Source organism: Leptothoe sp. ISB3NOV94-8A (genome assembly GCF_043421595.1).
Lineage (GTDB): Bacteria > Cyanobacteriota > Cyanobacteriia > Phormidesmidales > Phormidesmidaceae > Leptothoe > Leptothoe turfae.
In genome coordinates this window covers 87,471-107,185 of sequence record NZ_JAXSQW010000003.1, presented here as the reverse complement: position 1 = coordinate 107,185, position 19,715 = coordinate 87,471, and the positions used below count along the sequence as shown (strand labels likewise).

Sequence of the window (19,715 nt, the reverse complement as noted above, 5' to 3'; positions counted from 1 at the left end):
AAATACTCCGGGGATTTTCCTAGGTTCTCACCAGCAAATAACACCTATATAGGCAATAGCGACTCGACAATCTCCTGGAACCAGCAATCTCTTGTCTAATATTTTCAACAGACTAAATTCAGTGTAGCAAGCTACAGTCCATGAAACAGATTTTATATAGAAATAAAATGAATTAACAGACAGCAACTCTTCAGGAAAACCGTTACATTAAACACAAGTTGGAACATATTAATTCATGATGTAATGAAGGAGAGTTTGCAAGGTATCTCCCGGTCCAATTTCTTTAAACGTTGGGTTGGGTTGCCTGAGTAAATATTGCATTGATTCAACCCAACGAACAGGCGAAGTGACTTGTTTGGCCAGGAGTTCAGCAATTCCTCCGTTCGGGTAGGGTGATGCTTCCACATTGGAGATCACCGGTATGTTAGGTCGGTTGAATTGAAAGCTTTTCAGGAATGCTTCAAACTGCCTGCGGGCTGATTCCATAAAGCGTGAATGGAAGGCACCGCTAACTGGCAGGGGCAAGAACAACTTGGCCCCTGCCTCCTCAAATGAAGATTGGATATCATTAATAACCGACATAGACCCTGAAATGACGGTTTGTTTTGGTGAATTCAGATTAGCGATGCTCACGTCAGGGCTGCCATAGAGCAGCATCACATCGCGTATCTGGTCTCTGGTTAAGCCAATAATTGCGGCCATTCCACCTCCCGTGGCCTGGGCCATCAGTTCGCCTCGTTTTTGGACCAGCCTGAGGCCTGAAACAAAGTCAAAAGCCCCGGAAGCAAAGAGCGCATTGTACTCTCCAAGACTGTGGCCAGCCACAAAATCAGGAACTCGCCCAGTCTCTTGTTTAATGCTCAGGTAGGTCATCGCATTGACCGTGTAAAGTGCAGGCTGGGTATATTCAGTTTGGTTGAGCTTGTTGTCAGGATTATCAAGACACAGGGTTTTGATGGAATAACCGAGCGTTTCATCCGCAGCTCTTGTAATATCTGGAAATTTCTCAAACAGCCCGTCACCCATTCCTGGCACTTGAGTTCCCTGGCCAGGAAAAACATAAATCAAACTATTAGCGTTCATGTTCGTCGTCAAACTCCCTGATGATGCCGATAACACTTATCGACATGGACCACAAATATGTAACGAACCACAAATAATTACAGGAACAAGCTGGATTATAGCGTGATTATCCGAGCTCGCAATAATTATAGATGTTCTTTTTTTGCTTTGAACACTCCGGAGAAACCAGTGTATTCACGAATATCTTGAAATCAGTATATTTACGAATGTATTTCTTTTTAGTCTTTGAATGATCCGAAGAAATCCGTATATTTACGAGTTATCAGCAATCAACAATGTCAGTAGTTTCCCTTATAGGGCAGACTCCAATCGCTCCAGATTTACCTGGGCCTGTTGAAAGGGTGTCAGGATCGGGGAGATTTTAGAGTGGGAGTCGGGCGTCAGAAGGTACTTCAAAAACGTTGCCAAAGTGCCCGATGGCCCCAGATCCACAAAATGATAATCGCCATCGGCTTCAAGTCGCCGGATAGTCTTTTCAAAAAATACCGGGCGTCTCAGTATATTCCACAAGAAATCCTCAGGTAAGATATCCAGGATTTCTGTATAAGCAAGAGATACCAGTGGAATTGTCAGGGATTGAGGATATTTTCGATGACCTTGAGCCTTGTAGTACATTTCAATTGCATCCATGGCAGGCGAGTGAAACGCGACGGTAACCGGTAGGCGCTGGTGTGTGATTTCACTTGCCCGGAGGTGGGCCTGAACACGATCTATGGATTGCTTGAGTCCAGACAGGACAAAATGGTTGCGAAAATTATGAGCTGAGATCGCCATGTCCTGATAAACAGGGGAAGAATCTACGATATCTGGCGATGCCATAACGGCGAGCATGCCACCCGGTGGTGTACATCGTTTCAACAGGTCCGCCTGCTCGACAACTGATTCCAAGGCAGCCGCAAATGGCAAGACACCAAATACAGAGAGTGCCACCCATTCACCCAGGCTATAACCCAGCATCAGATCCGGTTTCATTCCTTGACTTAAGAGGGTTTGGGCCAAACTATATTGGATACATAGGAGCGCTGGATGCGTGTGGTGGAGATTATCGAACGGTGCAGATTTAGATACATTAGCCCTGGGGTAGATGATCTCCAAAATCGAAAACCCCAGGAGACGTTCACAGTGAGCATCACAAGCCTGCATCCTGTCTCGGAATACAGGATTTGCTTTGTAGAGATCACGCCCCATGTCGAAATATTGGGAGCCTTGCCCTGAAAACATCCAAATAACCTTACTCATGGTACATTAATACTCTCATAACTTTAGTTATCAAGGTTTATTGAAAAATTTGATCAGTCCTAACCTCAAATCCGAGACCTTTTGAGCCCCTTTCGGTTAGACCTTGTTCTTAGACCTTGTTCACAACTCTTACACCTTTCTCGAAGTTTATCGACTAACATTGATTGTAAATTAAGGTGAACTACGTCCAAGTTGAACCCCATAGGTTCTTCTCGGTTAAAACAACCGTTCTGGGCGTGGGCAAGGTTTATTTAGCGTTTTCACACACTTCTACCTATGGCGCTCAGAACAAAGTCAGAAATATTCGATGTAGTTACAGGTAACTTGCGGGAAATTCTTCCAGAGTTAGACTCTGTGGAAATTGATCCACAACAAAGTATGAAAGACCTGGGGGCAAATTCCATTGACCGGGCTGATGTCGTCGTCCAATCGATGGAGACGTTGGAAGTCAAATTTCCTTTGAACGAACTCGCAGGGGTAAAGAGTATCCAAGGATTAGTGGATTTTCTGCACAGCAGGATGCATACAGAGTAGATTCAGGTGTTAAGAGACGTTGTCGTCACAGGTATCGGCATCATTACATCCATCGGTGGTGACAGGGATGCCTTTACTCGGGCCTTGCAAGCAGGTGTCTGCGGAATCACCGCAGATGTCGGCGACGGATTGGGCGTCGCCGGGCGGATATCTCCATGGGATTTTAAAGAGAGACTCGCGGCTCTCAAGTTGCCACCATCACTTTACTCCCGTGCCCGAAGAGCCGGGCATCGAGTTCCGCTTGCTGCCCAACTGTCACTCCTAACCGCCCTTGAAGCGAGCATTCATGCCTTTGGTCCAGCTGAAGATATGCCCCTGGAGTCAGCCAATCTCATCGTTGCGGGAAACAATATTTCGCCAGGATACCAATACCAGATATGTGAGAAATTCTCGCAAACGTTGGACTTTATGCCTGCGAGTTACGCCCTGCACTTCCTGGATACAGATCATGTGGGCATTTTGAGCGAGGTCTTGGGAATTAAGGGGGAGGGCTGCACTGTGGGAGGGGCCTCAGCCAGTGGCAACATGGGAGTTCTACAGGCCTGGCGGCAGATCAGATACGGTATTGCCAATATCTGTTTGGTCGTCGGGGCCATGACGGACCTTTCTCCCATGGAACTGCAAGCCTTCCGTAATGCAGGAGCCTTGGGAGGCAATCGATTTAAAACTAACCCCGAGCAAGCATGTCGCCCATTTGATCGAGATCGCGAGGGGTTTATCTACGGTCAGGGTAGTGCTTGTTTAATACTTGAATCCGCTGATTGCGCCAAAACCCGTGGGGCAGAGATCCTAGGCCACATAGCCGGTGCAGCGACCTGTCTAGATGCCCATCGCCTCAGTCATCCCAGCGTTGAAGGAGAAGCTCGAGCCATGGGATTGGCCCTTGAGCAAGCTAACACATCACCTGAAGCAGTGGACTACGTTAATACCCATGGGACAAGTTCTCTGATTGGGGATGAGACCGAGGCAAAAGCTCTGAAAGATGTGTTCGGAAAGCATATAAACAGTGTCGGAATTAATGCTACAAAGGGATTGATCGGCCATTGCCTTCATGCAGCGGGAGTTGTAGAAGCGGCGGCGACACTGGTGCAAATGAATCAACAGTTTCTGCACCCAAACTTAAACCTGAGGCATCCCATTGCTTCTGCTTACGGGTTTGTAGGAACAACAACCCAGGCAGCCGATATCGAAGTGGGCATAAGCAACTCCTTTGGATTTGGGGGAATCAACACATCGCTTGTGATTCGACGTAGCCGCTAACGACCCTGCCCATTGATCCGTGGGCAGGCATGAGTTGAACAGCAACTTGCAAGAGTCTGTGGTAACATTCAACTCACGCAAATGGGCCTTCATTGTCTTTGTCTTTTTTCCCAAGGAGAATCCAATGGCAACCATAAATGCGTCAGGTTATAACAACGGGACCTATAGCTTTGAACAGCAGATATTTTGTCTATCATGGGCCACTGTTCTCAGCTTTGGCTTCAGAGGTGGTGCCTCTGAGATTGCGAGTCAGACAAAAGCATTGCTGATCAACGTATTACAAGACGAAGAGATCCAAAAATTGATCGGGGTTTGGAACCTGGTCTGGGGGCCAGGAATTTTCAGCGCTCCGATTGTGTCAGACAAAGCGGACAACACTATGTTTATTGTTGCTCCAGAAACAGATCCTACTCAAGCAGTTGTTGCGATCGCTGGCACGAGTGGCTTAGTAGACTGGGTGTTTGAAAACTTTAACGTTAAAGAAACTGTGCCATGGCCCTATGGCCATTCATCGACGAATCCACAAATTTCCAAGGGCATCAACTTTGGGTTGGACAAGCTGACCGACATGGAAAGTGTTGACTCAACAACCAGCTCTTCTATCACGGCCCAGCAGTATTTGGCTAGTCAATCATTTACAAAGGTCATGGTGACCGGACACAGCCTTGGCGGAGCTTTGTCCCCCTGCTATGCCCTCTATTTGGATGAAACCCGTTCCCAATGGGACAGCATCGGCTCTGCAATCATCAGCTGTTTGCCCACGGCTGGCCAAACCCCAGGGGATATTAACTTTTCCCAATACTACGACAGTAAGCTGCTAGCGACGACCACTAAAATATGGAACTTGTTAGACATCGTGCCCCATGCCTTCAATACGGAGAGGTTAGGCGAAATTCCTGACCTGTACGAACCGGATCTTTCTTCTACTGATGGCATAAAATCGCTAGTTTGCCAGCTTCAACAAGTTACAGAGAGCCTAAACTATCTAAATGTCGCTCCTGATGCGGAAGGATTTCCATCACAGGTCGTTGACCTTGCTGACTTTACAGATAAATACAAACCCATTGTTGAAGCCATTGAGGAAACCATCGAAACACTTAAGCAGGCAGGGACTGCTTTCGGGGATAATGAAGCCAATGGCAACGTTGAGGGGTTTATCCAGTTTATTATTCAGGCCCTAATCCAGCATACAGCCGTCTACACTAATAAATTTGATGTTGGAGATTTCCTCGACATCATGCTTCAATATCAAAAGAAAAAAATATCCCCTCAACGTTTGACTCTTTTATCCAAACCTGTAGAGGGTGACACCCGTTTAAGCAAGATTTTTAGTCAGCTATCAACTTAACGTGGAAAATTTAGTGGTTAATCCACAAGCCGATTCTTTTAGATCTTGGTCAACGGCCTCAGCCCAAAATTAACCAGTTGAAGGAGAACCCAATGGCAACCACAGATGCGTCGGCTTACAACAACGGAACCTATAGTTTTGAGCAACAGATATTTTCCCTATCGTGGTCCACTATTCTCAGCTTTAACTTCAAAGGTGAAGCCTCTGAAATTGCCAGCCAGACAAAAGAGTCGCTGGTAAATGTATTAGAGGACAAAGAGATCCAAAAGTTGATCGGTGTTTGGAACCTGGTCTGGGGACCAGGAATTTATGCCGATTCGTTTGTGGGGGAAGAAAAATCACTCAACATGATGTTTATTGCCATTCCAGAAGGTGATCCTGAGCAGGCGGTGGTTGCGATCGCTGGCACCAATGGTAGTTCCTTGATGGACTGGATCATTGAAGACTTCAACGTCAAGGAAACCGTGCCATGGCCCTATGGTCCTTCGCAAACAGAGGCACAAATTTCCAAAGGCACCTACTTTGGGTTAGACAAACTAGTTAACCTTGAAAGTGTTGACCCAACAAGCAACACTTCAATCACGGCCCAACAATATTTATCTACCAGACCATTCAAAAATATTATGGTGACTGGACATAGCCTTGGCGGAGCCTTGTCACCCTGTTATTCTCTTTATTTAGATGAAACCCGTTCCCAATGGGATCTATCGGAATCTACAATCATCAGCTGTTTGCCCACGGCTGGCCCCACCCCTGGTGATCGTAACTTCTCCAAATATTACGACAATAGACTACTGGAAACGACCAATCGGCAATGGAATCTGATGGACATTGTTCCCCATGCTTTCAATACAGAGCTGTTAGCCCAAGTCCCCGACCTGTATGAACCAGATCTCTCTGCCAGTGTGGGCATCAAGCTGTTAGTTCGTTGGATTCAACGAGATACCAAGAGCCTGGACTATCTCAATGTCGCTCCTCAGGCAGCAGGTTTTTCATCCCAGTATTACAGCTTGTCTGACTTTATAAGTAATGATAAATATAAAGCCATCGTGGAAGACATTGAGGAGGCCATTCAAACATTTGAGGAAGAACTAAAACCATTTGAGACCCCTAGCTTTGGTATCGGTAGTATCCTTGAGTTTCTCATTCAGGCCTTAATCCAGCATACGATCGGGTACATCGCCTATTTTGACATTGGCGCCTTTTCCCAACTCCTGACTCCAGCATCTAAACAGTCCTCAGCTTTGGTATCTAAACCTGAAGATGGGAGTGGCCGCTTGCGGAAGTCGCTTGAGTTATTAACGAAAAAACCAATTCTTCTCGATCTCGTTCAGCCCACCAGGCGCAAACTTGACGAATTGCAAGCAGGAGAAGGCCCACTTTGGGATGCGCTCCTGGCGAAAGTTGACCAAATGAATCAAGACAAGCCCAACCAGGGCGCTCAGCCCGTAATCTTTTTGGTTGAAGATCAGACGAGTACCCCCTCTAGTGATCATTGTTGGTCTGGTGGTAGCTCAGGGCGTTGATCGGTGGGTAGTCCAACTGATTTCTATGAAAAGTCCTCAAGATAATGGGATCACGGCCCAGCAATATTTAGCCAGCAGCTCATCCAAAAATAGCAAGGAGAACTCAATGGCAACCACAGATGCGTCAGCTTACAACAATGGAACCTATAGTTTCGAGCAACAGATATTTTCTCTATCGTGGTCCACTATTCTCAGCTTTGGCTTCAAAGGTGAAGCCTCTGAAATTGCTAGCCAGACAAAAGAGTTGCTGGTAAATGTATTAGAGGACAAAGAGATTCAAAAGTTGATCGGTATTTGGAACTTGGTCTGGGGACCGGGGGTGTATGCTGGTTCGCTTTTATCTGCTATTGTGCCAGACAAATCGCTCAACTCTATGTTTATTGTTGTTCCAGAAAGCGATCCTGAGCAGGCGGTGGTTGCGATCGCTGGCACCAATGGTAGTTCCTTGATGGACTGGATCTTTGAAGACTTTAACGTCAAGGAAACCGTGCCATGGCCCTATGGTCCTTCGCAAACAGAGGCACAAATTTCCAAAGGCACCTACTTTGGGTTAGACAAACTAGTTAACCTTGAAAGTGTTGACCCAACAAGCAACACTTCAATCACGGCCCAACAATATTTATCTACCAGACCATTCAAAAATATTATGGTGACTGGACATAGCCTTGGCGGAGCCTTGTCACCCTGTTATTCTCTTTATTTAGATGAAACCCGTTCCCAATGGGATCTATCGGAATCTACAATCATCAGCTGTTTGCCCACGGCTGGCCCCACCCCTGGTGATCGTAACTTCTCCAAATATTACGACAATAGACTACTGGAAACGACCAATCGGCAATGGAATCTGATGGACATTGTTCCCCATGCTTTCAATACAGAGCTGTTAGCCCAAGTCCCCGACCTGTATGAACCGGATCTCTCTGCCAGTGTGGACATCAAGCTGTTGGTTCGCCAGATTCAACGAGATACCAAGAGCCTGAATTATCTCAATGTCGCTCCCCATGCAGAGGACTTTCCATCCCAGTATTATCAGCCGGATGTCTTGATAAAGCATACTAAATCCAAAGTCGCTGAAGACATTTGGGAGTTCATCCAAATGTTGAATGCATCTGAGAAGACACTAGAACAAGACGGGGTTCCTACTTTAGATATTGGTAGTACCCTTAAATTTCTCATTCAGGCCTTAATCCAACATACGATCGGGTACATCGCCCATTTTAATATTGACGATTTCTCCAAACGACTGACGCCAGCATCCAAGCAATCCTCAGTGCTTGTATCTAAACCTGAAGATGGAAGTGGCCGTTTGAGGAAGTTGCTTGAGTTGTTAACGAAAAGACCAATTCTTCTCGATCTCGTTCAGCCCACCAGGCAGAAACTTGACGAATTGCAAGCAGGAGAAGGTCCACTTTGGGATGCGATCCTGACGAAAGTGGACCAGATAAATCAAGACAAGCCCAACCAGGGCGCTCAGCCCGTAATCTTTTTGGTTGAAGATCAGACGAAGCCCCCCTCTAGTGATCATTGTTGGTCTGGTGGTAGCTCAGGGCGTTAATCGGTGGCCCAACTGAGGTGATACCTGCAAGCGTTAGCCTTCCATACCTGCCTTTATACGGCTAGTGATAGTTTGAGAAATGAGTTTCTTTTCTCCCGCATGATCCAAGCATGGGCTCCGTGCCAGATCAAATGCCCACCTAAACGAATATTCGGAAGGTAAGCTTCAGAGATGCATCTGTATGCCCATTCTGCATGGGCGAATGGAACTATGGGATCTGCTCGATCGTGCAAAATTAAGGTGGGACAAGCAATGGTATCTAGTGCAACACTCTCATCGCCAACCATCATGGCTAAGTCATTCAGATAACCAGCTGGCTTGGCAGCACAATCGACTCCCATGGCTGACATTGCCGTTATAATTGTTAGGACATCAGGATCTTGCTGAATGTCGTAAAATCGGGTTCCACTTAAACTTTCGATGCATGACATTGGGTTTAATTGTACGTGTTGCCAATATTGTCTGTTATGCCAGCTCAACAGTGGTTCGAAGATGCTGTGTCGAAACAGGCATAGCAACTGACCAAGGCCGTTGGGTAACCACATGCCGTTGTCCCATCGATGGGATTGGGCACATTGTAGAACCAGGGCAGCAGTGTAGTCTGGATAACGACAGGCGAACTGTGCCGCAGGCATACCACCACCAGATGTGCCGATAACCGCGACGCGATCGACGTTGAGATGATCCAACAGATGGGCCGCTAAGTCAGCGCAAAAAGTAGCTGAACCGCGACGCCCCAATGTTGTCCCATAGTAGCCCGGTCGATTTGGAGTAATTAAACGATAGCCAGCATCCAGCAATGATTGTTCAAATAGAGCCACAACACCGTTGCCACATCCGGTACCGTGGAAGTAAAGGATCGGGGGGCCGGTGCCAATGTCACAATATTCAATGGTGCCGATTGCTGATTCAAATTGTTGTTGAGGAATCATGGTCATTACTCTTGCCAAATAACGCTTGAGGTCAGCGACAAATCCGCCTATATGGGAAAAAACAAATGACAACTACCGATACTTCAGGGTACAACAACGGAACCTATAGTTTCGAACAGCAGATATTTTGTATCTCGTGGTCAACTATCCTTAGCTTCAACTATACAGGAGAGGCAGCTGCGATAGCTAAACAAACAAAAGCCATGTTGACCAAGGTATTACAGGACGAAGAGATCCAAACGTTAATCGGGGTTTGGCATTTGGTCTGGGGACCGGGTGTGTCTGTCGGTTCGTGGGCTGGGCCAGGCAGAGCGGTCAATACGATGTTCATTATTGTGCCACAAACAGATCCCAGCCAGGCAGTTATTGCGATCGCAGGAACCAATGGTAAATCCTTAATGAACTGGGTTCTCCAAGACTTTAACGTCAGAGAAACCGTACCATGGCCCTATGGCAAAAAATCCAATGTGGCGTCTATTGCATGTTACCTTGGTCCTCATTGGTGTGGGCCCCAGAGGGAACCACGCATTTCTAAAGGAATCTCCCTGGGGTTAAAAAATCTGGTCTCCATTAAAAGTCCTCAAGATCATGGGACCACGGCCCAGCAATATCTAGCTAGCAGGCCATTCAAAAATATCATGGTCACCGGACATAGTTTAGGGGGTGCCTTGTCACCCTGCTACTCCCTCTATTTAGAGGATACTCGCTCCGAATGGGACACAGACGGCTCTACATCGATTAGCTGTTTACCGACAGCCGGCCAAACTCAAGGTGACACTAACTTCTCCAAATATTATGACAGCAAGCTGTTGGCTACAACCAATAGACAATGGAACTCGATGGATATGGTTCCCCATGCTTTCAACAGCGAAATGCTCGACAAAATTCCCAAACTATACAAACAGTGCGATTTGCAATCTACTCCGCTTGTAGATCTACTCGTTTTCTTACTTAAACAATCCACAAGGAAGAATAACTATCTAAACGTCGCTCCCAACACAAAAGGGTTTGAATCAACCTGTTACGATTATGATATTAATAATATGAGAAGTCAGTACCCAGCCACCTCTGACGAAATTGACCAAGTCGTCAATGAACTAAAGAAGGATCTAGACCTATCGGAGACCAATAAAAATCATACTAATACCATTAATTTTCTCACTGAAGCCTTAATACAGCACTCAATCGGTTATATCGAATATTTTGATATCGGAGATTTTGCCCAACGCATGGATGCAATCTCCCAGCGAACTGTGACTGTTATGTCCAGACCCACAGAGGCGGGTGTTCGCATCCAAACAGTCCTCGCGTCATTAAACACAACCCCCATCCTGATGATGGAGCTTGGTCAACGGTCTAAGGACAAAATCGACGATTTAAAGGAAGGTGAAGGTCCGCTTTTAGACGAGATCCTAGAAAGAGTTCATCAGTGGAACGATGGCACACCGATGGAGAACTCTCAGCCCCTAATTTTCCTGATTGAAGAAGGATGGTAGTCCACAAAATATTGCACCACCCCCGACAGAGCCGGGGGAGATAATGCCTACTTTTGTGTTGATTTTAGTTGAAACGTCAAAACCTGAAAATACTCAGAAGCCTTTCTAAAAAGGACTTCGAATCCGACGATGGTTCTGGCACCTGTCCTGTCCGAAGCATTTGTAATCCACGGTCTGTATATTGGATCGTACTTTCAAAGCCAAAAGATTCACAATAGCCCACACCGTCAGGCAAATTTGGATCAGAACTATAATACGTGACCGGTAGCTCACTAAACATCGACCAATCATTGATATTGATTGCACCATCCCCCGCCCAGGCACTCGCGAATCCATCCAGCAACGGCTGCGAATTATCCCCCAGGATCAAGTACTTCCAAGTTGTGGGCATAATGGCACTGGGTCGATCCGGGCCAGGCTGACTGGCCACGGTCGGATTGACGTGAAAATCCCCCAACATGATGGACGACCCTTGGGGTGTACTCGCTGTGGGAAACGATGTCACCTTCCATTTTCCATCATCGATTGTTGCATAGACACCAAACGGTGGAACAAGGTTGATAGAAAAATTGTTGATATTCACACCCGCAAAGATGGCGGCATCTTTGTTGTCAAAATTAAACCACTGCCAGGCCCAGCCAACAAAGGGTCTCGGATCTTCAAGGTAAGGGATAGGATTAACGGCACCGTCCGCATTTTCAAGGCTAGTTGGCATGGCTTGATGCACTATGGTTCCGGTTCCAGCAGTAATCTGATAGCGCTTGCCTTCCACCATTAACGAACCCGAAATCTTCAATTGCGGCCAGTTGACCTGGAAGCCCGTCGGGCCAGCGGGTCCCTGCAAGAAAAATGCGGTCTCCGGTTGAAGTTCTTCAAGACAATCTACCATGAGGTCAAACGTTAAATTCTCTCCATCGTTGACCTGGGCCTGCAAAGGTAGAACATTCTCAGTGCCACTAAAAGAATCAGGGCCAACAGAAAAAATAAATGGCTCACCTGTCTTGCTGTACTCCAGTTTTCCACCGACAATCGGCCATTCTAAAAGACGACTACGACGGACTTTTTTTCCCTCCAGACTCTTCTCACATTCGAAGACCAGGTCTTCCCCAGCTCTAGAACTCTGTTCTGGGCCACCCTTTACTGAACTTTTCGCATAGGTACTTGCCAAAAACGGCATTTTCTTTTTCTTTTTCGGCGGAGCTAACACTGCAGTGGCCATCACCGACCCCACCAACGTATCCCCATCAGACCAACCCGCACTCTTTTGTGCGCTCAGACCGACCATGCGATTCTTTTGCATCCACATCGCTATGCCGATCTTTTGAGGGCGACCGTCGGGATCTGTCGTATCCAGATTGGCCGCTAAAATATAAAACTCCATGCCTCCAATGTCTGGGTGAATATGATGATCTGCCGGAAATTCCATCTGGTAACCAGATGGAATAGCTTGCATGTCGAAACATGACCCTCGCTGAAGGAAGGACGTAATGACGGATGCGATATCTGCCGGATAACTTGTCTTATCAAGATTCTCTGCTGCCTGCCTCATGACAGAAAAATGGGGAATCTTTAGCGGCATATCCGTGCACGGATTGGTGATGGTCGCGACCTGGTTACTAACCGAATCTAAGTAACTAGGGATTACCTCGTGCGGACGTTTCTTATTTAGACTCATAATAGGACTTTTCCTATGAAATTGATGAGTGCATGAGATTGAATAGGATAGGGCAGAACAGTTAATCCAAGTTTCGCTATACCAATACGATTGATTGCTATGTGGAAAAAGTTTTTTAGCTTAGATAAGTAAGAGAAAACGTGGTTAAACAGTTTAAATCTGCTCTACTTAAGCTTACCTTACTTAACTACTGAGCGCAAAGTTAATGTTGCATTTTTGTCGTTTTTTTAAGCTACCAATGAAGGTATTTTAGAGTTTTTCCCTGCCCTATTTTATCAGCCCATAATTTAGACAACAGTAGAGCAGGCATACTCTTAGATAAAACAACCCCTTGTTGTTTTTGGAAAGCCATCCGAACGATCCATTCGCTATCGCAATGTCAGTCTCGGGAGGTGAGTAATGACTCTGGGAACAGAGACGACATTGAAAAACGAGAAATTGACGACGACGCATTTATTGTTTAACCCCCATCTGGAGAGAGTCTAATATCCAACAGTTTTATCACTAGCCATCGTGAACTCACGCTTTATGAAATTTCCTTTGACAGTGCTTCAATCTGTGCAGGATTTTTCACCGGAAGAACGAGCTTTATTGACTGATCAAATCCTTAAATCACCTCGAATGAGTAGATATGGAATTTCAGGATCTGGTGAGAAGTATGTGACCTGAACGCATTGTCAGTCAAACTCGTCTTGGCAATTACCTACCTGATACTCCACAGGAACCTCGCGAATTTTTCTTAGTTAAAAATCGTGGTTTTCGTCAAGTGATATTTTGTAATCGACTATGCTAATGTCCAACGTTCAGATGCCGATGTAATAATTTTAGACGTCGCGATCGCACTCCCTAACTACGCCATAATATAATCAGCCAGCCACCCCAAAAATTATGATTGCCGTACCCCCGCCCCAAAAAATGACCACCGCCGCCTACCTGGACTGGGAACCCCAGCAGGAACTGCGCTACGAATTTGTCAACGGCAGCGTCTATGCAATGGCCGGGGGCTCCTTACCCCACAACGACATCGCCATCAACCTGCTTACCAAACTACGACCCTACACTCGCGAACAAGGTTGCCGCATCAACATGGCCGATGCAAAAGTCAACATCACCCCACAGATTTATCGCTATCCAGATTTAGCCATCAGCTGCGACGAACGCGACAAAACCGCATTGGATGCCCTGCGGTACCCAAAACTTGTTATCGAGGTCCTGTCGCCCGGCACAGAAACCTTAGATCGCAGCGAAAAGTTCAGAGAATATCGCAGTTTGCCCAGTTTAGAAGAATATGTCCTGATCAGCTCCACCCAGATTGAGGTGGAAATTTATCGGCGAGGAGAAGGGCGACTATGGCTATATACCACATACCAGGCTGAGGATATCATCACCCTAGAGAGTGTTGGGTTTGAGTGTCCAATTGAGTTACTGTATGAGCAGGTAATTTTGGAAACTAACGCAGGGGAGGAAGAAGAAAGGGGGTAAGGGAGAAAATTGGTATCTTTTTAGCAAAGGAAACACAGCAATACATCCTTACCCCCGTAAACAGTCCACCAAGACAATAGTCAAATACCCAAACACAACTGCAACCGCCGTATCTTCTGCCGCACCTCCGGCAACGGTTCCGGTTCAGCCTCCACCGCCGAACAATACCTCGCATAGGCACACTGCCCACACTGCTCCCCACATCTAGGCTGCCAATCTTCCTCATCCAACAACCGCAACGCCAGATCACCAATCACCGCTTCCACCTGACGCCGATGCTCATCGGTCACCCCATAGGTCACTCGCTCCCCCGTCCGCAAAAACAACAAACTCAGCCGCCGCAACAACTTGCCATAACGCTGCTCTAACGCCAAACTATACAAACCCAACTGCAAATCCACCGTATCAGCCTCAGGTACCCTCGGGTTCTTCGCCGACTTATAATCAATCAGCTCCAACCCATCGTCTAAACTATCCAATCGGTCATAACGCCCCGTCAGCTTAAACTCCAAACCATTCACTTGGGTCAACCCCTGAATTCTGCCCTCCGTTGCCAAGGGACGCTGCATCACCCCCAACGGCACAATCTCAGTCTCAAAATACCGCCACAGAATCTGCCACCCCGCTTCCACCTGGGCCGCCGTCAACGCACTAATCTGATGCTCCCAGCAATACCGTAGCCACCCCTCTGACGGTAACGGCTCCTGATAATGCCAATCCTGGTATAGCTGCGCCAGGGCACCATGCAAGGCCTTACCCAAAACCGCCGCGCCAAACATCGACGGCTGTTTCAAACCGTACTCATAGCGAAAATAATAGGCCCTGGGACACTGGGCATAGGACTTGAGTTTGGTTGCCGAGAGAAGATATGCCATAGCCAGCATTTTACTACTGACAGCCAACTACAGCACAGGGCTTTATCAAGTTGTCATCAGGGAATGGAAAGGTTTCTAGAGACTCCTGTCCATGGGTCATACCGATCATCACTACCATAACAACAAGACTGTTGAACTTTTCAATCTACAAAGTCTTTCTGTAGAGTTGATAGCGTCTCTGTATAAGGCACTGGCCATGGGGACAATTGCTTCTGGTGGAGTTCGCGTCCTCAACTATGACACTATCAGTAGTCTGGCCACTTCAGAGATGGCCAGACTACAGGTTAATAAACCTTAACCTATGAATTTCCCAGTCAGAAATGGTGGAATCTCAAACACTTAATTACGTGTTTTAAGTGGCAACAGGATGAGTGTCTCGAAAAACGACAAGCACTGACAAAGCAGGCATATTTTTAATCGATGAGATCGCACCAGATCTTGAAATCAGTGGTAATGTTAAAAAATCATTGGCTTTCAACTAGAATATCTCGGTCTTTGGGACTTTTTGATTGCAGCATTTTTGTAGCTTTACCTTGTATACTACATGGCCGTTGCATCAAGGTTTTGCAGCGTTAGCTATAGTTACCGGTCTCAGATTTCAGCTCAAACCTGAACAGGTTTCCCATGGCCAGATATTCGTAAATAAGAATTAATACCCTAAATCACGACAGTCATCGAGGAACTGCCGTTATGTATCCCTCTAGATCGAAGATATCCCTGGATGTTAAGTTCCCATGGCTTATTATCTTGGTCGGCATTCTATTTACCCTCAGTCTGCAAAAATATACCCAAGGGGGTGTATTTTTTAGTGGTGATGGTGGCCTTAAAGCCTTGCTGTCTCAACAACTGGCTGCAGGAAATTGGCATTTTGATTTACGCTTATCGGCCCCAGGCTGGGTTGTTGAATTATGGAAACAAGGGCTGTATCCCTTCACGCCTCCCTATGTCTATGAACGATTTGATAATTATTTCATTACCTTTCCTTTTCCCTTTCCAGCACTGACATCTATTTTTTACAGTGTTCTAGGCTACTGGGGGCTGTATGTTGTTCCTTTACTAGCCCTATGGCTAATCTGGCTAAGGTTCTTTCAGATTGGACAACAACTAAAGTGGAGAGCAGATGTGGTTGCGATCTCACTCAGTATCCTCATTTTTGCCTCTCCCTTAACCTTGTATGGAGCCATGTACTGGGAGCATACCCTAGCCGTAAGTTTAGCCTTTTGGGGAATCACCATACTGCTAGGGCCAAAGGGTGCTACAACCTCCAATATTCAGGTATTTTTATCCGGTAGCCTGATCGGTCTTTCCATTTGGTTTCGCTCTGAATTTATATGTTTGGCCGCCATTGTAGTGGGACTTACACTTTGGCAATGGGTGAGTCCAAAAATGTTGTCTTGGCTACCAATACTCCAGGGTAAAGGCCGCTTGTTTATAAGTGGCCTTTTGTTGAGTATGTTGGTCTTTTTTGGGCTTAATCAAACGATTTATGGCCATTTTCTAGGTATTCATGCCCTTCAGGTGGTCGAAGAATCTTCCATTCGTCAGCAACTGTCCCAAGCCATGGCTAATTATCAACAGTTGCTCAATGCGTTAATCAAATACTTCCCATTTACCCTATGGGTACTGACGATTGCCGTTTTAACCAGATTTAGCAAGCCTCGATACTTTCGTTATCAGATCATCACAATATGGTTAATTCTTCTACTATTTACTCTGGTTGTTCCTCTGATTATTCCGCCTGGGGCTGGTGGCAAACAGTGGGGCGCTCGTTTCTACCTAATCCTGGTGCCACTACTTACCCTGATTGGCGGCACCTATCTCAATCAAGTGCTCACTTGCTTGAGGGGCTGGCGATATTATTTAACAATTAGTAGCCTAACTATCGTATTTTTAGCAGGTGCTTATCTCAACGTTTACAACGGTACCGTCGCCAACTATGGAGATCGCGCCACGGCCTCTGTTTCTCTCAGTCGCAACTATGGGCCGATCGCACCGGCGATTACTGCTATTACTGAGCATTCCAGCCCTTACATTGCTATGTCCCATCAGTTTGTCGCTCAGCAACTTTGGGTAGCAACCCCTGAAAAAACTTTTTTTCTGACTGAATCAACATCCGACGTTCGACAGTTGGCAGATGGTCTGTATGAACAGGGATATAGCCAATTTTTATATATCTGCTACCCCCATCGCCCTTGTCCTACCCCTGAAGAACCCGCTGAAAATTTAGTAATTCTCTCAAAGAAAATGTCGTTACAGCTTAAATTCTCTTCGTTAGGGACATTTGGAAAGTACCCTGTGTACGATGTCATGATCTCAAAACTTTGAGAAAGCCACCAGGCTTTATGGGGGTTTCCCATCTTTTTGAGGTTGCTGGATAAATGCTGAAAGCTATGTCCTCATTGAATTTAAGATCCTAAATATTTTAGAGTTATGCTCTTTTTGTAGCGTACTACTCACTCACTACAATGGTTTACTTCAGTGGATACACTTAGACAATAAAGAACTTTATATTAGAAAAAACTGTATGTTTTTTCTGTGAAGAGCTTTCAGGCCTCTGGTCTCTTTCCCTAAGGTTCGTGCGATTATGACACCAGTATTTTCTCGCAGCAACCAACGGTATAAGGTCTTACATTCTTGCCTTCAGTCACTCAGGCTCTAGGTGCAGAACATTCAGGTTGCCCCTAATCTGCATAGTCGATTCTAAACTTCGCACCGCTATCTTTTTGTTGATAGCTTTTCCAGCTTTTTAAGTGCGATCTCCCTAAGTATCATTTGTGATCAAATTCTTATTTGGAGCTCTGCTACATTGCCATGTTTCAGCTCTCTGTATCCCCAAAGCTCACGACCCTGATTGATCTGTTACGCTATCGAGCTGATAGGCAACCTGATCAGCTGGCCTATCAGTTTCTTGAAGATGGTAAGACTGAAGCCGCTTGCTACACCTATCAACAACTTGATCAACAGGCTCGGGCAATTGCCGCCTGTCTCCAACAGGCTAAAGGAGAGCGAGCATTGTTGCTCTATCCCCAGGGAGTTGAGGTCGTTGCCGCTTTCTGTGGCTGTCTATATGCTGGGGTGATTGCTATTCCGGTTCCTCCTCCAGACGCTGGGCGTATGAAGCGAGCACTGCCTCGTCTACTGGAGATTGTGAAGGATGCTGATGCTAGTTTAGTGTTGAGTACTCAACGCATCATCGATCTTCTGAAGAATAATAAGGATGTAGTATCTCCTCAGTTTGAACAGATGACCTGGTTCAACACCGAGCAGGTAGATTTACATTTGGCGGAGCAATGGCAAGATCCCCAGGTAGATCAACAGGCGTTGGCTTATCTACAGTACACCTCAGGTTCGACATCGGTGCCTAAAGGGGTCATGCTGAGCCACAAAAACTTAATGCACCATTCTGCCTATTTGCAACGGGCCTGTGGGTATACGCCCGAGGGGGCAACAGTTACCTGGATGCCCTATTTCCATGACTATGGCTTGGTGGAAGGATTAATCCAACCCCTGTATACTGGGGTGCCTTGCTATGTGATGTCACCCCTGGCGTTTGTAAAGCGACCTCAGCGTTGGCTGGAAGCCATTTCTAAATATCGAGCTACCCACAGCCAGGCCCCTAACTTTGCCTATGACCAGTGTGTCCGTCGGGTGAAGCCCGCCAAGCGAGAGGGGTTAGATCTGAGCTGTTGGAAAGCAGCAGGTAATGCGGCAGAACCCATTAACCCTCGCATCATGGGTGAGTTTTTGGATGCCTATGCCCCCCATGGTTTTCGATGGACAACATTTGCCCCAGCCTACGGTTTAGCAGAGGCTACTCTCCTGGTCTCTAGTAAACGGGTGGGGACAGAGCCGGTGATTTTGTCGCTGAATGCCACTGCTTTGGAGCAGGGGGTTGTCGCTCCTGTCCAGGAAGATGCTCTACTGAGAGATATTGTGAGTTGCGGTCAATTAGTCTGCGAGACTGAGGTTGTCATTGCTAACCCAGATACGTTAACTCGATGTGCTCATGACGAGGTGGGAGAGATCTGGGTGGCTGATTCGGGTGTTGCTGGCGGCTATTGGCAACGGATTGATGCCACCGCAGAAACATTTGGAGCAAGACTCAAGGATACACCTCAGGTTGGCCCCTACCTGCGCACAGGAGATTTAGGCTTTATGCGGGCCGGGGAGCTTTATATCACCGGACGTATTAAGGATCTGATTATTATTCGCGGTGCCAACCATTATCCTCAAGATATTGAGTGGACGGTGCAGCAGCTACATCCGGCTCTTCGTCCGAACTATGGCGCAGCCTTTTCCATCATTGATGAAGGAGAAGAAAAGCTGGTAGTGGTGCAAGAAGTGGAGCGCCAGCATCAGTTAACCATGACAGCGGACGACATTTTGACAGATATTCGGCAGGCTATTGCCGAAGCCCATGAATTACAGGTGAGTGCGATCGCACTCGTCAAATCCGGCAATGTTCTGAAGACGTCCAGTGGCAAAATCCAACGGCGGGCCTGCCGCGATCACTTTTTAGTCGGTACCCTAGAGGTCATTGCCGACTGGAGTGAGCATCCTCAGCTGACGGCCAGGATGAGGAGCTTTAAAAATGATGCTGACGCCCTGGAAAACCAGGTACAGATGGCATCTTCTTGATGGTTGTGGGTGCTACAGAATCAAGTTGTTCTATTTTATGACGATCAGGCCTTATTGCCTAGATTAAGTTCT

General features: G+C 46.6%; 15 protein-coding genes. 10 read left to right on the top strand and 5 right to left on the bottom strand.

Annotated features, from left to right (window positions below):
• Positions 1-228 precede the first annotated feature (228 nt).
• Together fabD and SPB21_RS32885 are read right to left on the bottom strand one after the other, a co-directional pair.
• Positions 229-1,083 (bottom strand): ACP S-malonyltransferase, encoded by an 855-nt coding sequence (fabD, locus tag SPB21_RS32890; protein ID WP_163666397.1) that lies wholly within the window; start codon positions 1,081-1,083, stop codon positions 229-231.
• Positions 1,084-1,374: 291 nt separating this feature from the next.
• Positions 1,375-2,322: an acyltransferase domain-containing protein gene (locus tag SPB21_RS32885; protein WP_163666395.1), complete on the bottom strand. Its 948-nt coding sequence runs from the start codon at positions 2,320-2,322 to the stop codon at positions 1,375-1,377.
• Positions 2,323-2,598: 276 nt separating this feature from the next.
• Between SPB21_RS32885 and SPB21_RS32880 the strand changes: the two genes are divergently transcribed.
• The 5 genes from SPB21_RS32880 (at position 2,599) to SPB21_RS32860 (ending at position 8,545) form a co-directional block, all read left to right on the top strand.
• On the top strand, positions 2,599-2,856 hold the full coding sequence (locus tag SPB21_RS32880) for an acyl carrier protein (RefSeq protein WP_006512953.1): 258 nt from the start codon (positions 2,599-2,601) through the stop codon (positions 2,854-2,856).
• Positions 2,857-2,862: 6 nt separating this feature from the next.
• The gene (locus tag SPB21_RS32875) at positions 2,863-4,116 is read left to right on the top strand and encodes a beta-ketoacyl synthase N-terminal-like domain-containing protein (RefSeq protein WP_499869256.1); all 1,254 of its coding nucleotides are present in this window, start codon (positions 2,863-2,865) and stop codon (positions 4,114-4,116) included.
• A 124-nt stretch (positions 4,117-4,240) separates the two neighbouring features.
• Entirely contained in the window at positions 4,241-5,464 is a 1,224-nt protein-coding gene (locus SPB21_RS32870; protein ID WP_499869255.1) for a lipase family protein, read from the top strand.
• A gap of 92 nt (positions 5,465-5,556) precedes the next feature.
• Positions 5,557-6,990, top strand: coding sequence for a lipase family protein (locus SPB21_RS32865; RefSeq protein ID WP_499869254.1), 1,434 nt, complete (start codon positions 5,557-5,559; stop codon positions 6,988-6,990).
• Between the two features lie 25 nt (positions 6,991-7,015).
• A complete protein-coding gene (locus SPB21_RS32860) occupies positions 7,016-8,545 on the top strand; it encodes a lipase family protein (RefSeq protein ID WP_499869252.1) in 1,530 nt (509 codons plus the stop codon).
• 53 nt (positions 8,546-8,598) lie between these two features.
• On the opposite strand, the gene SPB21_RS32855 is transcribed toward SPB21_RS32860, so the two are convergent.
• The gene (locus SPB21_RS32855; RefSeq protein ID WP_163666387.1) at positions 8,599-9,483 is read right to left on the bottom strand and encodes an alpha/beta fold hydrolase; all 885 of its coding nucleotides are present in this window, start codon (positions 9,481-9,483) and stop codon (positions 8,599-8,601) included.
• Positions 9,484-9,542: 59 nt separating this feature from the next.
• Here SPB21_RS32855 and SPB21_RS32850 point away from each other — a divergent pair, with 59 nt between their 5' ends.
• On the top strand, positions 9,543-10,973 hold the full coding sequence (locus tag SPB21_RS32850; RefSeq protein ID WP_163702730.1) for a lipase family protein: 1,431 nt from the start codon (positions 9,543-9,545) through the stop codon (positions 10,971-10,973).
• A gap of 76 nt (positions 10,974-11,049) precedes the next feature.
• On the opposite strand, the gene SPB21_RS32845 is transcribed toward SPB21_RS32850, so the two are convergent.
• Positions 11,050-12,648 carry a hypothetical protein gene (locus SPB21_RS32845; RefSeq protein ID WP_499869250.1) on the bottom strand — a complete coding sequence of 533 codons (1,599 nt, stop codon included), beginning with the start codon at positions 12,646-12,648 and terminating at the stop codon, positions 11,050-11,052.
• Positions 12,649-13,536: 888 nt separating this feature from the next.
• Between SPB21_RS32845 and SPB21_RS32840 the strand changes: the two genes are divergently transcribed.
• Positions 13,537-14,130 (top strand): Uma2 family endonuclease, encoded by a 594-nt coding sequence (locus tag SPB21_RS32840; protein ID WP_163703186.1) that lies wholly within the window; start codon positions 13,537-13,539, stop codon positions 14,128-14,130.
• Between the two features lie 80 nt (positions 14,131-14,210).
• Here the strand turns inward: SPB21_RS32840 and SPB21_RS32835 are convergent, their stop codons facing one another.
• Complete coding sequence (locus SPB21_RS32835) at positions 14,211-15,014, bottom strand: RecB family exonuclease (RefSeq protein ID WP_250566039.1); 804 nt, start codon at positions 15,012-15,014, stop codon at positions 14,211-14,213.
• A gap of 82 nt (positions 15,015-15,096) precedes the next feature.
• On the opposite strand from SPB21_RS32835, the gene SPB21_RS32830 reads away from it, so the two are divergent.
• The 3 genes from SPB21_RS32830 (at position 15,097) to SPB21_RS32820 (ending at position 19,643) form a co-directional block, all read left to right on the top strand.
• Positions 15,097-15,303, top strand: a complete 207-nt coding sequence (locus SPB21_RS32830; RefSeq protein ID WP_499869248.1) for a hypothetical protein — start codon at positions 15,097-15,099, stop codon at positions 15,301-15,303.
• A 392-nt stretch (positions 15,304-15,695) separates the two neighbouring features.
• On the top strand, positions 15,696-17,330 hold the full coding sequence (locus SPB21_RS32825; protein ID WP_499869247.1) for an LA_3751/LA_3752 family putative glycosyltransferase: 1,635 nt from the start codon (positions 15,696-15,698) through the stop codon (positions 17,328-17,330).
• Between the two features lie 486 nt (positions 17,331-17,816).
• Entirely contained in the window at positions 17,817-19,643 is a 1,827-nt protein-coding gene (locus SPB21_RS32820; protein ID WP_499869246.1) for a fatty acyl-AMP ligase, read from the top strand.
• Positions 19,644-19,715: the final 72 nt, after the last annotated feature.

What these genes read in the sequence shown, in the direction of transcription:
- fabD (WP_163666397.1), bottom strand. Translation starts at nt 1,083, where the DNA reads ATGAACGCTAATAGTTTGATTTATGTTTTTCCTGGCCAGGGAACTCAA.
- SPB21_RS32885 (WP_163666395.1), bottom strand. Translation starts at nt 2,322, where the DNA reads ATGAGTAAGGTTATTTGGATGTTTTCAGGGCAAGGCTCCCAATATTTC.
- SPB21_RS32880 (WP_006512953.1), top strand. Translation starts at nt 2,599, where the DNA reads ATGGCGCTCAGAACAAAGTCAGAAATATTCGATGTAGTTACAGGTAAC.
- SPB21_RS32870 (WP_499869255.1), top strand. Translation starts at nt 4,241, where the DNA reads ATGGCAACCATAAATGCGTCAGGTTATAACAACGGGACCTATAGCTTT.
- SPB21_RS32865 (WP_499869254.1), top strand. Translation starts at nt 5,557, where the DNA reads ATGGCAACCACAGATGCGTCGGCTTACAACAACGGAACCTATAGTTTT.
- SPB21_RS32860 (WP_499869252.1), top strand. Translation starts at nt 7,016, where the DNA reads ATGAAAAGTCCTCAAGATAATGGGATCACGGCCCAGCAATATTTAGCC.
- SPB21_RS32855 (WP_163666387.1), bottom strand. Translation starts at nt 9,483, where the DNA reads ATGACCATGATTCCTCAACAACAATTTGAATCAGCAATCGGCACCATT.
- SPB21_RS32850 (WP_163702730.1), top strand. Translation starts at nt 9,543, where the DNA reads ATGACAACTACCGATACTTCAGGGTACAACAACGGAACCTATAGTTTC.
- SPB21_RS32845 (WP_499869250.1), bottom strand. Translation starts at nt 12,648, where the DNA reads ATGAGTCTAAATAAGAAACGTCCGCACGAGGTAATCCCTAGTTACTTA.
- SPB21_RS32840 (WP_163703186.1), top strand. Translation starts at nt 13,537, where the DNA reads ATGATTGCCGTACCCCCGCCCCAAAAAATGACCACCGCCGCCTACCTG.
- SPB21_RS32835 (WP_250566039.1), bottom strand. Translation starts at nt 15,014, where the DNA reads ATGCTGGCTATGGCATATCTTCTCTCGGCAACCAAACTCAAGTCCTAT.
- SPB21_RS32830 (WP_499869248.1), top strand. Translation starts at nt 15,097, where the DNA reads ATGGGTCATACCGATCATCACTACCATAACAACAAGACTGTTGAACTT.
- SPB21_RS32825 (WP_499869247.1), top strand. Translation starts at nt 15,696, where the DNA reads ATGTATCCCTCTAGATCGAAGATATCCCTGGATGTTAAGTTCCCATGG.
- SPB21_RS32820 (WP_499869246.1), top strand. Translation starts at nt 17,817, where the DNA reads ATGTTTCAGCTCTCTGTATCCCCAAAGCTCACGACCCTGATTGATCTG.